At 68.0% G+C, this 16208-nt stretch carries 11 protein-coding genes and 1 riboswitch; of the genes, 5 read left to right on the top strand and 6 right to left on the bottom strand.

The window, feature by feature from the left end; genetic code table 11:
• Positions 1 to 2: 2 nt before the first annotated feature.
• Complete coding sequence (locus ACUVWL_RS14130) at positions 3 to 791, bottom strand: lysozyme inhibitor LprI family protein (RefSeq protein ID WP_126411738.1); 789 nt, start codon at positions 789 to 791, stop codon at positions 3 to 5.
• 259 nt (positions 792 to 1050) lie between these two features.
• Positions 1051 to 2496, bottom strand: a complete 1446-nt coding sequence (gene ahcY / locus ACUVWL_RS14125) for an adenosylhomocysteinase (RefSeq protein WP_014645960.1) — start codon at positions 2494 to 2496, stop codon at positions 1051 to 1053.
• Positions 2497 to 2532: 36 nt separating this feature from the next.
• A riboswitch (S-adenosyl-L-homocysteine riboswitch) is annotated at positions 2533 to 2616 on the bottom strand.
• 120 nt (positions 2617 to 2736) lie between these two features.
• On the opposite strand from ahcY, the gene ACUVWL_RS14120 reads away from it, so the two are divergent.
• Together ACUVWL_RS14120 and ppc are read left to right on the top strand one after the other, a co-directional pair.
• Positions 2737 to 5253, top strand: coding sequence for a S9 family peptidase (locus ACUVWL_RS14120; RefSeq protein ID WP_414614032.1), 2517 nt, complete (start codon positions 2737 to 2739; stop codon positions 5251 to 5253).
• 237 nt (positions 5254 to 5490) lie between these two features.
• Positions 5491 to 8202, top strand: a complete 2712-nt coding sequence (gene ppc / locus ACUVWL_RS14115) for a phosphoenolpyruvate carboxylase (protein WP_445979169.1) — start codon at positions 5491 to 5493, stop codon at positions 8200 to 8202.
• A 116-nt stretch (positions 8203 to 8318) separates the two neighbouring features.
• On the opposite strand, the gene ACUVWL_RS14110 is transcribed toward ppc, so the two are convergent.
• Together ACUVWL_RS14110 and metK are read right to left on the bottom strand one after the other, a co-directional pair.
• Positions 8319 to 8825: an acyl-CoA thioesterase gene (locus ACUVWL_RS14110; protein WP_010481883.1), complete on the bottom strand. Its 507-nt coding sequence runs from the start codon at positions 8823 to 8825 to the stop codon at positions 8319 to 8321.
• A 140-nt stretch (positions 8826 to 8965) separates the two neighbouring features.
• Entirely contained in the window at positions 8966 to 10177 is a 1212-nt protein-coding gene (gene metK / locus ACUVWL_RS14105) for a methionine adenosyltransferase (protein ID WP_010481882.1), read from the bottom strand.
• Positions 10178 to 10512: 335 nt separating this feature from the next.
• On the opposite strand from metK, the gene ACUVWL_RS14100 reads away from it, so the two are divergent.
• The 3 genes from ACUVWL_RS14100 (at position 10513) to ACUVWL_RS14090 (ending at position 14212) form a co-directional block, all read left to right on the top strand.
• On the top strand, positions 10513 to 12228 hold the full coding sequence (locus tag ACUVWL_RS14100) for a lysophospholipid acyltransferase family protein (protein ID WP_445978471.1): 1716 nt from the start codon (positions 10513 to 10515) through the stop codon (positions 12226 to 12228).
• On the top strand, positions 12225 to 13025 hold the full coding sequence (locus ACUVWL_RS14095; RefSeq protein ID WP_005412268.1) for a UDP-2,3-diacylglucosamine diphosphatase: 801 nt from the start codon (positions 12225 to 12227) through the stop codon (positions 13023 to 13025). The genes ACUVWL_RS14100 and ACUVWL_RS14095 overlap by 4 nt, the downstream gene beginning before the upstream one ends.
• Before the next feature lie 119 nt (positions 13026 to 13144).
• A complete protein-coding gene (locus ACUVWL_RS14090; protein ID WP_053494928.1) occupies positions 13145 to 14212 on the top strand; it encodes a metal-dependent hydrolase in 1068 nt (355 codons plus the stop codon).
• 57 nt (positions 14213 to 14269) lie between these two features.
• Here the strand turns inward: ACUVWL_RS14090 and ACUVWL_RS14085 are convergent, their stop codons facing one another.
• On the bottom strand, positions 14270 to 15097 hold the full coding sequence (locus tag ACUVWL_RS14085; protein ID WP_005415318.1) for a class I SAM-dependent methyltransferase: 828 nt from the start codon (positions 15095 to 15097) through the stop codon (positions 14270 to 14272).
• 85 nt (positions 15098 to 15182) lie between these two features.
• A complete protein-coding gene (gene dusB / locus ACUVWL_RS14080) occupies positions 15183 to 16178 on the bottom strand; it encodes a tRNA dihydrouridine synthase DusB (protein ID WP_445978470.1) in 996 nt (331 codons plus the stop codon).
• Positions 16179 to 16208: the final 30 nt, after the last annotated feature.

Below are 16208 nucleotides of genomic sequence, written 5' to 3'. Positions count from 1 at the left end.
TGTCAGCCGGCGCAGTGCTGCTGCGTAAAGCCGAGCAGCTGGCGGACGGCCTGGGTGCCGTAGGCGGCCGATGCCGGTACGAGGGCGAACTGGCCGACCATCTGGTTGCTGCACAACTGCACGTTGCGCTTGCCGGCGGTGGTTTCCTGGATGCAGTTGGCCGCCAGCACGGCGTTGGGGCCACCGCCCACGTTGGTGGCGGCCGTACAGCCCAGCAGGCGGCCTTCCTGGCCGTTTTCTCCCAGCAGCGTGTTGAAGTTCGCCAACTGGCTGTTGGGGTCGCGCAGCACCAGCAGGTCCACGCACTGCTGCTGGCCGTCGGGCACTTCGCAGGCGTCCTGGTCGACCAGGCCCTCGCGCGTGGCCGAGAGCACCTTGAGGCGATCGGCAAATACCTGTTGCAGGCAGTGCGCGTCACCGCACAGGTCGCGCGTATGCTGGATCCAGCGCTGCTGCTCGGCCTGCAGCTTGTCCTTGCCGGCGGCATCGAGGGTGTCGCGTGCGGAGGCTTCAGCCTTGGCCAGCTCGGCTTCCTGCTGCAACAGGGCGGGGTCGTTGCAGATCAGGGTCTGTACCTGTGATGCCCCCTCGGCGCAGGCAGCGCTGCTGCCCGTGGCCGCTGCCGGGGGGCTGGTTGCCTTGCCGTCGGTGCTTGCCTGGCCGGTGTTCGCCGCCGGCGCGCTGGCACCGGCATCGCTGCCAGACGGGCTGCAGGCGGCCAGCAGGGCCACCCAGCACAGGATCATCAGGGGCTTCATCGCCCGGGTCACTCGGTCATTGTTGCGCGGCATGTCCTGTCCTTTGCTGTCAGCGTCCCGGCGCATGGCCTTGCAGTTGGCAGTCCATGGGGGCATAGAGACTAGCAAGCGGCTTCTTAGGGCACTGTGACAGGGCGCGCGGATCTGCTGCGGGGCGACGCAACGCAGAACGGGCGCCCGAAGGCGCCCGTTCTGTCTGCATCTGTTGCCGGGGGCAGCGCCCTTTCCTGCGGAAAGGGATCCGACCCCGCCTGCGCCGGTAGTGCCGGCCGCTGGCCGGCACCGCGCACGATCAGTAGCGGTAGTGGTCCGGCTTGAACGGGCCTTCCACCGGCACGCCGATGTAGTCGGCCTGTTCCTGGCTCAGGGTGGTCAGCTTCACGCCGATCTTTTCCAGGTGCAGGCGAGCCACTTCTTCGTCCAGCTTCTTCGGCAGCAGGTACACCTTCTTCTCGTAGCTGTCCTTGTTCGCCCACAGGTCGATCTGTGCCAGGGTCTGGTTGGCGAAGCTGTTGGACATCACGAAGCTCGGGTGGCCGGTGGCGCAGCCCAGGTTCACCAGGCGGCCTTCGGCCAGCAGGAAGATCGCATTGCCGTTCGGGAAGATGTACTTGTCGACCTGCGGCTTGATGTTGACGTGCTTGATGCCGGCGAAGGACACCAGTGCGTCGACCTGGATCTCATTGTCGAAGTGGCCGATGTTGCAGACAATGGCCTGGTCCTTCATCGCGCTCAGGTGCTCGATGCGGATGATGTCCCTGTTGCCGGTGGTGGTGACGTACAGGTCGGCACGGCCCAGGGTCGATTCGATGGTGTTGACTTCATAGCCTTCCATCGCCGCCTGCAGGGCGCAGATCGGGTCGATCTCGGTGACGATCACGCGCGCGCCGTAGGCACGCAGCGACGCGGCGCAGCCCTTGCCGACATCGCCGTAGCCACAGACCACGGCTACCTTGCCGGCCAGCATCACGTCCATCGCGCGCTTCAGGCCGTCGGCCAGCGACTCGCGGCAGCCATACAGGTTGTCGAACTTGCTCTTGGTGACCGAGTCGTTGACGTTGATCGCCGGGATCAGCAGGGTGCCGGCCTGGGCCAGCTGGTACAGGCGGTGCACGCCGGTGGTGGTCTCTTCGGAGACGCCCTTCCAGTCCTTGACCACGCGGCCCCAGTAACCCGGGCGCTCCTTGGCGACCCGCTTGAGCAGGTTCTTGATGACCTGTTCTTCGTGCGAGGCGGACGCGGTGTTGACCCAGTCGCTGCCGTTCTCCAGTTCGTAGCCCTTGTGGATCAGCAGGGTCACGTCACCGCCGTCGTCCACCACCAGTTCCGGGCCGGTCAGGGTGCCGTCGGCCAGGGTGAAGGTCAGCGCGTCCAGGGTGCAGTCCCAGTACTCTTCCAGGGTCTCGCCCTTCCAGGCGAACACCGGGGTGCCGGTGGCGGCGATGGCGGCAGCCGCGTGGTCCTGGGTCGAGAAGATGTTGCACGAGGCCCAGCGCACGTCGGCGCCGATGTCCTTCAGGGTCTCGATCAGCACCGCTGTCTGGATGGTCATGTGCAGCGAGCCGGTCACGCGCACGCCCTTCAGCGGCAGCTCGGCCTGGTACTTGCGGCGGATCGACATCAGGCCCGGCATTTCGTGCTCGGCGATGTCCAGTTCCTTGCGGCCCCAGTCGGCCAGCGTGATGTCGCGGATCTTGTAATCACCTTCGGTGGAGAAGGTCTTGGCAACAGCGTTCATTCGTGTGCTCCGGTTGTGGGCGAGCGGGTGCTCGCATCTAGCCGGGCGCCGTTGTTACAAAGCCACCTTACCGAGCCTGGCCGGGCCTCATCGGATCCGGTCGCAGCGCCCCTCGGCAGGGGAGAACCCCCATTATATCGCGGCCCCGGCATGACATCCGGATGACCCAACCATCGGCAGATGGGGGCGCGTGCACGGCCTGTTAAGGTCGGTGCTTTCACGCATCACGCAGGTAGAACGATGAGCATGCACGCGCGCCGTACGCGGCGCTGGACCGGCCTGGTCCTGTCGATGGGACTGCTGGCCGTGGCCCCGCTGGCCTGGGCGCTGGCCCCACAGCCCGCTGCAGCACAGGCGCAGGGTGCCAATGGCTACGAACTGCCCTCGGCGGCGCTGCAGGCGGTGGTCGACGCACCGCGCGCGCCGTCGCTGCACCTGTCGCCTCGCCGCGACATGGCCGCGTTGATGCAGATGCCGTCGCTGCCGTCGATCCGGGTGGTGGCGCAGCCGGAACTGAAGCTGGCCGGCCTGCGCATCAACCCGCGCACGTTCTCCGACAGCCGTTTCAGCTTCGGCGAGAAGCTGTGGCTGATGAACGTGGCCGATGGCAAGGAACGGCAGATCAGCGGCCTGCCGGCCACGCTGTCGATCGCCAGCCTGATGTGGTCTCCGGATCAGAAGTGGCTCGCTTTCAACCAGGTCGACGCCACCAGCGGCGCCAACGAACTGTGGCTGGTGGACGTGGCCGCCGGCAGCGCCCGCCGCCTGGTTGCCGGCTTGAACACGGTGATCGGCAGCGGTTACCAGTGGCTGCCGGACAGCCGCGGGCTGGTGGTGTTCACCCGCCCGGCCAACCTCGGTGCGGCCCCGGCCACCGACGGCATCCCGACCGGCCCGGCCGTGCAGCAGACCCGCCGGGGCGATGGCGTGGTGTCGATCCGTACCTACCAGGACCTGCTGAAGAACGAGGCTGACGCGCGCCAGTTCGACTACTACGCCACCACACAGCCGGTGGAAGTCAGCCTGGATGGCAGCACCCGCCCGATCGGCGCGGCCGGCATCTTCATGGGCTTCTCCGTGTCGCCGGATGGCCGCTTCGTGCTGCGCCAGCCGGTGCAGCGCCCGTATTCCTACGTGGTGCCGGTGAGCAGTTTCCCGCGCCGCATTGAAGTGATCGACCGTGCCAGCGGCAAGCTGGTGCATACCGTGGCCGTGCGTCCACTGGTGGAAGGCCTGCCGACCGGCAACGACGCCGAAGTGACCGGCGTGCGTGACATCGGCTGGCGTGGTGATGCCGACGCGACCCTGGTCTGGGCTGAAGCGCAGGATGGTGGCGACCCGAACAGGGATGCCAAGGTGCGCGATGCGGTGCTGATGCAGGCCGCGCCGTTCGACACGCCGCCGGTGACGCTGGCCCAGCTGGGCAGCCGCCTGGCCGGTATCAGCTGGGGCCGTGGCGACCTGGCCCTGCTGACCGAATCGTGGTGGAAGACCCGCAGGACCAAGACCTGGCTGATCGCCCCGGACAATGCCAGCGCCGAACCGCGCCTGCTGTGGGATCGCGATGCGCAGGACCGCTACGCCGATCCGGGCCGGCCGCTGCGGGCCAGCGACGAGCGCGGCCGTTCGCTGCTGCAGACCAGCGCCGATGGCGGCAGCCTGTACCTGGCCGGCGCCGGTGCTTCGCCGGAAGGCGACCGTCCGTTCGTGGACCGCTTCGACATCGCCACGGGCAAGGCAACGCGCCTGTTCCACTCGCAGGCACCGAGCTATGCGCTGCCGGTGGCATTGCTGGACAAGCAGGGCAGTTCGCTGCTGCTGAGCCGCGAGAGCCCGGACGAGCCGGCCAACTTCTACGTGCAGTCGCTGGCCGATGCTGGGAGCGCACCGCGCGCGCTGACCCATTTCGCGCATCCGCTGCCGCAGCTGAAGGGTGTGCAGAAGGAGCAGATCCGCTACAAGCGCAAGGACGGCGTCGACCTGACCGCGACCCTGCTGCTGCCGCCGGGATACGACCCGAAGCGCGACGGCCCGCGCCCGCTGCTGATGTGGGCCTACCCGGGCGAGTTCAAGAGCGCGGCCGCGGCCAGCCAGGTGACCGATTCGCCGTATCGCTTCAATGCGGTCAGCTACTGGGGCCCGCAGGCGTTCCTGGCCAAGGGTTACGTGGTGCTGGCCAGCCCGTCGATGCCGATCATCGGCGAGGGCGACAAGGAGCCGAACGACACCTACATCGAACAGCTGGTGGCCAATGCGCAGGCGGCCGTGGATGAAGTGGTGCGGCGTGGCGTGACCGACCGCGATCACATCGCCATTGGTGGCCATTCGTACGGTGCGTTCATGACGGCCAACCTGCTGGCACACACCCGCCTGTTCAAGGCGGGCATTGCGCGCAGCGGCGCCTACAACCGCACGCTCACGCCGTTCGGCTTCCAGGCCGAGGAGCGCAACTACTGGCAGGCGCAGGACGTCTACCAGAAGATGGCGCCGTTCAATTACGCCGACAGGATCAAGGATCCGATCCTGTTCATCCACGGCGTGGACGACAACAACTCCGGCACGTTCCCGATCCAGAGCGAGCGCATGTTCGCGGCGGTGAAGGGCCTGGGTGGCACCGCGCGGCTGGTGATGCTGCCCAACGAATCGCATGCCTACCGCGCACGCGAATCGATCATGACCATGCTGGCCGAGAGCGAGCGCTGGCTGGAGCAGACCATCGGCCCGGCCGAGCAGGGCACGGCGAAGAAGAAGCGCTGATACGTGCATGAGGGTGGCCGCTGCAACAGCGGCCGCCTGTGCGGCTGCGCCGCCGCCCGAGCATGGGCTCGGGCGCTACACGGTGTCACGCGCCATGACGCTTGTAGAGCCGAGCCCATGCTCGGCTGCGTCCGCCATGGATACGTGCAGATGAAACCATTCTTGCATCGCAGCACGACGCCCGATCTGGGATAGGCTTGGGGTCTGGATCCGTTGACCGAGGCCTGTGCGTCGCCGATGAACGAGTACCGCAGCAGCATCGAGTTTGCTTCCCCCGATCTTCCGCTTCGCGATGACGTGCGCCGGCTCGGCGCACTGGTCGGTGACCTGCTGGTCGAACAGGTTTCGGCCGCTTTTCTCGACGATGTCGAGGACGTGCGCACCCGCGCCATTGCCCGCCGCGAGAACCAGGCGCCCCTGTCGGAGCTGGCCGAAGGGCTGGCCGGGCGCACGCCGCAGCAGGCCGAGACCATGGTGCGGGCCTTCAGCACCTACTTCCAGGTGGTCAACATCGCCGAGCGCGTGCATCGCATCCGCCGCCGCCGTGATTACCAGCGTGCCGGTACCGCCGGGGCGCAGCCCGACGGCCTGCAGGATGCGCTGCAGCATCTGAAGGCGCAGGGCGTGGGCCTGGATGAGCTGGCGCAGTGGCTGCCTTGCATCGACATCGAACCGGTGTTCACCGCGCACCCGACCGAAGCGGTGCGCCGCGCGCTGCTGGAGAAAGAGCAGCTGATGGTGGCCAGCCTGGTCGACAACCTCGACGGCCAGCGCACGCCGGGGGAAGCGGCCGCCGATGCTGCGCGCTTCCGCATGGCGCTGACCGCTTCGTGGCAAACCACCGATTCCTCGCCGGTGCGGCCTACCGTCGATGACGAGCGCGAGCACGTCGGCTTCTATCTGGTGCAGGTGCTGTACCGGGTGATCCCGGTGCTGTACGAATCGCTGCAGCAGGCGCTGCGCGATACCTACGGCGAAGAACTGCCGCTGCCGCGCCTGCTGCGCTTCGGTACGTGGGTGGGCGGCGACATGGACGGCAACCCGAACGTGGATGCCCACACCATCCGCACTACGCTGGACGCGCAGCGGCAGGCCGTGCTGGGTCGCTACCAGAAGGAACTGCTGCAGCTGGCCAGCCTGCTCAGCCAGTCCACCGAGCGGGTGGGCGTGAGCGAGGCGCTGCAGGCGCGCGTGGCGCACTACCAGCAGCTGCTGCCGCAGGTGCAGTCGCGCCCGCGCCATGCCGACATGCCGTACCGCCTGCTCAACGACCGCATGCGCGCACGCCTGCAGGCCACGTTGGATGACGGCGAAGGCGCCTACGCCGGTCCGGACGAACTGATCGACGACCTGCAGCTGATCCTCGACAGCCTGCGCGCCAACCGCGGCGAACATGCCGGTGGCTTCGCCGTGCAGCGCCTGCTGTGGCGGGTGAAGACCTTCGGCTTCCACCTGGCGCGGTTGGACGTGCGCCAGGAATCGAGCGTGCACGCGCGCACGCTGGCCACGGTGCTGGGCGGCGACGCAGCGTGGGACGGTCTGGATGCCTTGGGCCGCGCACGCCTGCTGGCGCCGCATGCCAGTGGTGACGCGCCGTTGCCGAAGGGCGACGACGAAGGCAACCGGCGACTGGACGCCGTGTTCGCCGCGCTGGCCGATGCCCGTGCGCGGCATGGTGGCGATGCACTGGGCAGCTACATCATCTCGATGGCACATGACCGCAGCGACGTGCTGGCGGTGCTGGCGCTGGCGCGCCGTGGCGGCCTGGTGGAAGAGAACGGATCAGTACCGCTGGATATCGCGCCGCTGTTCGAGACGGTGGAGGACCTCAAGCGCGGCACCGCGACCCTGCGTGATCTGCTGGCCGACCCGATCTATCGCGCGCACCTGCAAGCGCGCGATGACGTGCAGATGGTGATGCTGGGCTATTCGGACAGCAGCAAGGACGGTGGCATCGCCGCATCGCGCTGGGGCCTGCAGCGTGCACAGGTGGAGCTGCTGGAGGTGGCGGCCGAGGCCGGCATCCGCCTGACCTTCTTCCATGGCCGTGGCGGCTCGATCAGCCGCGGTGGCGGCAAGACCACGCACGCGGTGGACGCATCGCCGCGCGGCAGCATCGATGGCCGCCTGCGGGTGACCGAGCAGGGCGAGGTGATCCATCGCAAGTACGGCATCCGTGCGCTGGCCCTGCGCTCGCTGGAGCAGGCCACCGGTGCGGTGCTGCGTGCCAGCCTGCGCCCGCGTGCCGCCGAGCCGCGCGAGGATGAGTGGCGACCGGTGATGGACGCGGTGGCATCGGCCAGCAGCGAGGTGTATCGCGCGTTCGTTGGCCAGGCCGGTTTCATGGACTACTTCCGCACCGCCACGCCGATCGACGTGATCGAACGCATGACGCTGGGCTCGCGGCCATCGCGCCGGCTCGGCCAGGACGCCGCGCTGGGCAACCTGCGTGCGATTCCCTGGGTGTTCGCCTGGAGCCAGGCGCGCGCGGTGATTCCCGGTTGGTATGGCGTGGGCAGTGGCCTGCAGGCGGCGGTTGATGCCGGCCACGAACAGACCCTGCGCGAGATGGCGCGGGACTGGCCGTTCTTCCGCACCTTCCTGGACGACATCGCGATGGTGCTGTCCAAGGGCGATATCACCATCGCCGAGCAGTTTTCGCTGTTGTCGGGTGAACTGCACGGGCACTTCTTCCCGCAGGTGCAGCGCGAACTGGAACTCACCCGGCACTGGCTGCTGGCGCTGATGGACCAGCGGACGCTGCTCGACCACGATGCGCGGCTGGCGCTGTCGATCCGCCTGCGCAATCCCTACGTCGATCCGATCAGCGTGCTGCAGGTGGACCTGTTGCAGCGCTGGCGGGCCAGCGGGCGCGAGGATGACGGGTTGCTGCGCGCGCTGGTGGCCTGCGTGAACGGTGTTGCGCAGGGCGTGCAGAACACCGGTTGATCCGCATCCGCCGGGCATGGCCCGGCGAATTCGCAATGGTAGTGCCGGCCGCTGGCCGGCAACCTCATGATGTCCGGCAGCACGCGCGAGGTTGCCGGCCAGCGGCCGGCACTACCTCATTCCTCCGGTGACGGCGGATTCGATGCCAGCAGTTCCAGATGGCGCTGTTCCATTTCCTGGCGCAGCTGGCGGCGGATCTGCGCGGCGGCCTGGCGGCGCTTCTCGTCGGACGTCGCCGGCTGCAGGGGCGGGACGGGCGTCGGCCGGCCTTCCTCATCCACGGCCACCATGGTGAAGAAGCAGCTGTTGGCGTGGCGCACGCTGCGCTTGAGGATGTCCTCGGCCACCACCTTGATGCCGATCTCCATCGACGAGGTGCCGGTATGGTTCACCGAGGCCAGGAAGGTGACCAGCTCGCCCACCGCGATCGGCTGGCGGAACATCACCTGGTCCACCGACAGGGTGACCACGTAGCTGCCGGCGTAACGGCTGGCGCAGGCGTAGGCAACCTGGTCGAGCAGGCGCAGGATGGCGCCGCCGTGGACCTTGCCGGAGAAATTGGCCATCTCCGGCGACATCAGCACGGTCATGGACAGCTGGTGGGTTTTCAGTTCGGTCGACATGCGGCGATTGTATCGGCGTGGCGTAGCTCTTGTAGAGCCGAGCCCATGCTCGGCTGCTCTTGTCGCAGGAAAAAGAAAGCCGAGCATGGGCTCGGCTCTACAGAAAGCAGAAGGGCCGCGTGAGCGGCCCTTCGTGTTTCTTACTTCAGCTTCGCATCGGCGCGCAGGGCGGCGGCGCGGTCGGTCTTCTCCCAGGAGAAGGCCGTGGCGTTGACGGTCTCGCCTTCGCCGTTGAGGTAGCTGAACTCCTTCGGCTTGCGGCCGAAGTGGCCGTAGGCCGCGGTCTGCTGGTACATCGGGTGCACCAGGTCCAGCATCTTGATGATGCCGTACGGGCGCAGGTCGAAGTGCTTGCGGATCAGCTTCTCGATCTTGTCGTCGCTGATCTTGCCGGTGCCGAAGGTGGTGACCGAGATCGAGGTCGGCTCAGCCACGCCGATGGCGTAGGAGACCTGCACTTCGCAACGGTCGGCCAGGCCGGCGGCCACCACGTTCTTGGCGACGTAGCGGGCCGCGTAGGCTGCCGAACGGTCGACCTTGGACGGGTCCTTGCCGGAGAAGGCACCACCACCGTGACGGGCCCAGCCGCCGTAGGTGTCGACGATGATCTTGCGGCCGGTCAGGCCGCAGTCGCCCACCGGGCCACCGATCTCGAACTTGCCGGTCGGGTTGATGTGGAACTTGGTGCCCTTGTGCAGCCACTTGGCCGGCAGCACCGGCTTGATGATCTCTTCGCGGACGGCCTCGATGAGGTCCTTCTGCTTGATGCCGGGGGCGTGCTGGGTCGACAGGACCACGGCGTCGATGGCCGAGACCACGCCGTTTTCATAGCGCAGGGTGACCTGGCTCTTGGCGTCCGGACGCAGCCACGACAGCGGCGAGTTCTTCTTCTTGCGGATCTTGGCCTGCTGCTCGACCAGGCGGTGCGACAGGTGGATCGCGGCCGGCATGTAGCTGTCGGTCTCGTTGGTGGCATAGCCGAACATCAGGCCCTGGTCGCCAGCGCCCATTTCTTCCGGCTTCTTGCGATCCACGCCCTGGGCGATGTGCGGCGACTGCTTGCCGATCAGGTTCAGCACGCCGCAGGTGGCGCCGTCGAAACCGACGTCGGAGCTGTCGTAGCCGATGTCCGTGATGACCTTGCGGGTCAGCGCTTCCAGGTCGATCCAGGCGCTGGTGGTGATTTCACCGGCCACGATGGCAACGCCGGTCTTGACCATGGTCTCGCAGGCCACGCGGGCGCGCTGGTCCTGGGTCAGGATCGCGTCCAGCACCGCATCGGAGATCTGGTCGGCAACCTTGTCCGGATGGCCTTCGGAGACCGACTCGGAGGTGAAGAGATAGCTGGACATCAGGCGTAATATCCCTTGATTCGGATGGAAAGATGGGCGCGCATGATACACGGGGTGCGCCGCCTGTGCATTGTGAACCTGTGCCGGTTGCCGGTGGTTAAGCCCGCGTAGGCCTGGAGGGGCCGTCCTTTGGGGATTGGGGCCCAGCCTTGAGGCCCAGTGTTCCACCAGCGTGACAACAGACGGGACGGCTGCCGGCCCCGACCGCGCAGGCAGCGACCTCGCCGCGAAGGCGGGCCGGCCGTCATCGTTCTGCCCCGAAACCGCCATCTGGCTGCCGCCTGCCGGGCGCAGGCTGTCGGCCAATCCGGCCGCCGGGCATCACTGGATCCGCCATGCAGGAACTCGAACAGCGTCTCCAGCAACGTTTCCCCGATTGGTTCCATGGCCGTCGCGGCCAACTGGCGCGGCCGCTGCTGCGCAGCGTCGGGCGCTGGTCGCGCCTGGACCAGATCGAAGCCTTCCTGCAGCGCAGCTCAGGACTGCGCGGCTTCGGTTTCGTCGCCGCCGGCCTGGAATTCATCGGCGGCCAGTACCAGGTGGATCCGGCCGCGCTGGCCAGGATCCCGGCCACCGGCCGCCTGCTGATCGTCGCCAACCACCCCTCCGGGGCGCTGGATGCCCTCGCACTGCTGGACGCGGTTGGCCGTATCCGCCGCGACGTGCGGATCGTGGCCAACGATCTGCTGGGGGCGATCGCGCCGCTGCAGGACCTGCTGCTGCCGGTGCGCATCCTCGGTGGCAAGGCCCGGCGCGGCAGCCTGCATGCGGTGGAGGAAGCATTGGCCGCCGAGCAGTGCGTGATCGTGTTCCCGGCCGGCGAGGTCTCGCGCCTGTCGCTGCGCGGCATCCGCGATGGCCGTTGGCAGCGGGGATTCGTCCGCTTTGCCCGCGCGGCCGCTGCGCCGGTGCTGCCGGTGCGGGTGGAAGCGCGCAACTCGGCGCTGTTCTACGGCGCCTCGACCCTGTTCAAGCCGGCCGGCACCGCGCTGCTGGCGCGCGAAATGTTCGCCCGTCGTGGCCGCCCGCTGCGGCTGAGCATCGGCGAGCCGATGCAGCTGGGCAAGGGCGGTGACCCGGGCGCACAGCTGCTGGCGGTGCGCCGCGCGCTGTACGCGCTGGGCCGCAACGGCGCGGCCGGCAATGCCGCTGCGTGCGCAGGCCCCGAGCCATTGGCGTCTCCGGTGCCGCCTTCGCAGGTCGCCGCCGGCATTGCCGCGGCCACCCAGCTGGGCCAGACCGCCGATGGCAAGCAGATCCTGTTGGCGACCTGTACCGCCGATTCACCGCTGCTGCTGGAACTGGGCCGCCTGCGCGAGCTGACCTTCCGCCAGGTGGGCGAGGGCACCGGGCGCAGCCGCGACCTGGACGCCTACGATCCACAGTACGAGCACATCGTGATCTGGGACCCGGCGGCGCAGCGCATTGCCGGTGCCTACCGCATCATGCGCGGCGCCCAGGCCCTGGCCCGGCACGGCCTGTCCGGGCTCTACAGCGCGTCGCTGTTCCGCTATTCCGACGATGCCATCACCCACATTGCCGAGGGCCTGGAGCTGGGCCGCAGCTTCGTGGTGCCCGATTACTGGGGCAGCCGCAGCCTGGACTACCTGTGGCAGGGCATCGGCGCCTACCTGCAGTGCCGGCCGGGCATCCGCTACCTGTTCGGCGCGGTCTCGATCAGCGCAGCGCTGCCGCGCGATGCGCGCGAGCAGCTGGTGGCCTACTACCAGCGCTACTACGGCGGAACCGCCGGGCTGGCCGAATCGAACCGCCCCTTCCAGTACTTCGCCGCACCGCCAAGTTTCGGCGAGCTGGATGCGGGTGCCGCGTTCGATGTGCTCAAGGCCAACCTGGCCGCACTGGGTACCGGCGTGCCGACGCTGTACCGCCAGTACACCGATCTGTGCGAACCCGGCGGCGCGCGCTTCCTCGCCTTCGGTGTGGACCCGGACTTCAGCGATTCGATCGACGGCCTGATCGAAGTGGACCTGTGCGCGATCCGGCCGAACAAGCGCAAACGCTATCTGCGCGACGCGGGTGCGCCGGCATGAGCACGCTGGCGAACCTGTCGCCGCACCGGCGCGCAGTGTTCGTCTCCGACGTGCACCTGGGCTCACGTCATTGCCACGCCACCGAACTGGCGCGGTTCCTCTCGCAGCTGCGCTGCGAGCGGTTGTACCTGGTCGGCGACATCATCGACCTGTGGTGGATGGCGCATCGCCGCGCCAACTGGCGGCAGTCGCACAGCGAAGTCATCCAGGCCCTGCACGCGCTGCGCCGTGCAGGGACCGAGATCATCTACATTCCCGGCAACCACGATGCCTCGCTGCGCCAGGTGTGCGGGCTGATGTTGCCGGCCATGCAGGTGCGCCGCCGTGCCATCCACGTGACCGCCGATGGCCGCCGGCTGCTGGTCGCGCATGGCGACGACTACGACGGCGTTACCCATTTCGGTGGCCTGCAGGAAAAGTTCGGCGACTGGCTGTACTACCGCATCCTGACCGGCAACCAGGCGCTGAACGCGGTACGGCGCCGGCTTGGCATGCGCTACTGGTCGCTGTCGGAGTTCCTGAAGAAGCGCAGCGGGGCCGCCGAACGCTACATCGAGCGCTTCGTGCAGGCCGGGCTGGACGACGTGCGCCGGCGCGGCCTGGATGGCATCGTCTGCGGCCACATCCACCGCGCGGCGCTGGTCGAACGCGATGGCCTGGTCTACGCCAACGACGGCGACTGGGTGGAGAGCCTGACCGCACTGGCCGAGGACCATGATGGTGCGCTGCGCCTGCTCGACCACAACGGCCAGACCCTGGTGGAACTGCCAGGCGCGCGGTTGTCGCAGGCGGCGTAACCCGCGTCTGTCCTACTGCAGAGCCGAGCCCATGCTCGGCTGACGTGGCGCAGAACGAAGCGCAGCCGAGCATGGGCTCGGCTCTACATGCACCGCCCGCAAGCCGCTAGCATCGGCCCATGGACTCCCTGACCCAGATCGTGCTCGGTGGCGCCGTCGCCGCTGCCATCGCCCCGCCCGGACATCGCCGTGCGGCCCTGCTCGCTGGTGCCGCGCTTGGCACCCTGCCGGACCTCGACGCGCTGTGGCTCGGTTTCACCGCAGCCGATCCGGTGGCGAACATGATCGAGCACCGCAGTTTCAGTCATTCGCTGCTGGTACTGCCATGGGTGGCGGCATTGATCTGGTGGCTGTTCAAGCGCTTCGGCAATGGCCGCGTCGCGCAGTCACCGCTGCGCTGGTTCTGGGCGATCCAGCTGGCGCTGGTCACCCATCCGGTGCTGGATGCGTTCACCGTGTATGGCACCCAGTTGTGGTGGCCGCTGCGCCCGCATCCGACCATGGGATCCAGTGTCTTCATCATCGACCCGGGGTATACGGTGTGGCTTCTGCTGGGCTGCGTGCTGGCCTGGTTCGGCCGCGCCCGGCCCTGGGCGGGCAGGGTGCTGGGCGTGGCCCTGCTGCTCAGCAGTGGCTACCTGGGCTGGGGCCTGATCGCCAAGTCACAGGTCGACCGTGCCGCACAGCAGAGCCTGGCCGCGATGGGCCTGGGCGATGCGCCGCGCTTCTCGGTACCGATGCCGTTCAACACCCTGCTGTGGCGGGTGGTGGCGATGACGCCCAATGGCTACGTGGTGGGTGACCGCTCGCTGGTGGCCGACCACGGGCCGATGCGGTTCGAAGGCCATGCGTCCAACGTACAGGCCTTGCGCGAAGCGCAGGCCATCCCGGCGGTGCAGCAGCTGACGTGGTTCAACCGCGGTTTCATGCGTGCGCAGGTGGTTGACGGCCGGTTGGTGCTGAGTGACCTGCGCATGGGGCTGGAGCCGGACTACACCTTCAACTTCGTCGTGGCCGGGCAGGCCGACGGGCAGTGGCGGGCGATCGTTCCCGAGCAGGTGCGGGTGGACTACAGCAGTCCCGCCGCGCGTGCCGACGCCGGTCGCCGCCTGGCGGCGATGTGGCAGCGGATCTGGCAGGAGCCGGCGGCGGCGCCGGGCGCGGCCGACCACACCGCCGTGCATTGATCAGTGGATCCACGCATGGCGTGGCTCTACGGCCCCGATCGGCAGCAGAACACCGGATCAATACACCGTGGCGCGGCCCTGGACGAACGAGTAGAAGAACACGGCGTTCGGGTCGTTCTGCACCAGGCGGAACTCGCGGCGCATGCCTTCCACGGTTTCCTCGTCCACCGAGCCGGCCTGCAGCAGCTGGTCGGCGGCCGACAGCAGGAGCTGTTCCCAGAACGCGATCATCGTCTTTCGACGCGCCGGTTCGCGGTTGTCCAGGTGGATGGTCTTGATCTCGGTGTGCACGTCGCGGAAGCCGCCGGCCAGCAGCAGGTTGCCCAGCTTTGCACCGACGAACGGGTCACCGCCATGGTCGTACTGGAAGTCGTTGAAGGCCATCCAGTAGCGCCAGATGTGCGGCGAGTACGGGTCGAGCAGGAACGAGGCATTCATCACTTCGGTGATGTAGACCGGCGAACCCGGTGCCAGCACGCGGCGCACTTCGCTCAGCACCCGCGCCGGTGAAGGCACGTGTTCCAGCACCCAGCACAGGAACGCCGAGTCGAAGCTGCGTGCCTCGAACGGCAGCTCGCCGGCGTCGGCCTGCTGCAGGGTGTATCGGTCGCTGCACCACGGCGTGCGCGCCAGGTTCTCGCGCGCGGTGGCCAGCTGCGTTTCGCTCAGGTCCACGCCGGTCACGTGCAGCTCGGGGAAGCGGCGCAGCAGGATCTCGGTCTGCGCACCGACGCCACTGCCGACTTCCAGCAGGCGCCGCGCGCCGCTGTAGTCGATCTGGCCGAAGATGCTCGATTCCAGCAGCCGGGCCTGGGTCATCAGGCGCTGCTGTTCGGTGCCGGAAAATCCGTGCAGATAGGTCGGGGAGGAAATCGGCGGGGTCATGGGGCGGGCTCTTGTAGCGTCGAGCGTGCTCGACGGCTCTGGAAATTCAGTCGAGCAAGCTCGACTCGACGGCATGGCAGTACGCTCAGGCAGCAGATGACAACGCGGGTTCCCCGGCGATCAGGCGGTCGAAGTATTCCGTGGTCAGCGCGATCTGGCCCTGCGGGTCTTCGGCACGGTTGACCACCGCGCGGAACGCGGCGTTCTCCGGACGATCCTTGGCGTACCAGCCCAGGTGCTTGCGCGCGATGCGCACGCCCTGCGGCTCGCCATAGAACGCATGCAGCGCATGCAGGTGGCCGAGCAGGATGTCGCGCACTTCCGCCAGCGACGGCGGTGGCAGTTCCTCGCCGGTGGCCAGGTAGTGCGCCACTTCGCGGAAGATCCACGGCCGGCCCTGCGCGGAGCGGCCGATCATCACTGCATCCACCCCGGTCTGCTGCAGCACGTGGGCGGCCTTCTGCGGTGAATCGATGTCACCGTTGGCGATCACCGGGATGCGCAGCGCAGCCTTGATCTCGCCGATGGTGGCGTACTCGGCCTGGCCGGTGTAATGCTGGTCGCGGGTGCGGCCATGCACGGCCAGTGCGGCGATGCCGCTGGCCTCGGCGATGCGGGCGATCACCGGGCCATTGCGATGGTCGCAGTCCCAACCGGTGCGGATCTTCAGCGTGACCGGCACGTCCACTGCGTTGACCACGGCTTCGAGGATGCGCGCCACCAGCTGCTCGTCGCGCATCAGCGCCGAGCCCGCCCACGCGTTGCACACCTTCTTGGCCGGGCAGCCCATGTTGATGTCGATGATCTGCGCGCCGTGGTCGACGTTGTAGCGCGCGGCCTCGGCCAGCTGCTGCGGCTCGGTGCCGGCGATCTGCACGCTGATCGGGGCCGGCTCGCCTTCATGGTCCATGCGGTGGATCGACTTTCGCGTGTTCCAGAAGCGCGGGTCGCTGATGGTCATTTCCGAGGCGGCCAGTCCCGCACCCAGCCGTTTGCACAGCAGGCGGAAGGGCTTGTCGGTGACGCCGGCCATGGGTGCCAGCACGACGTTGGGGGCAATGGTGTACGGGCCGATCTGCATGCGCCCATTGTAGGGCGCGGGCGGCGGTAC

This window comes from Stenotrophomonas muris, from assembly GCF_052751275.1.
Note: the sequence above shows the minus strand (reverse complement) of the source record. Positions and strands in the feature narration are given on the sequence as shown.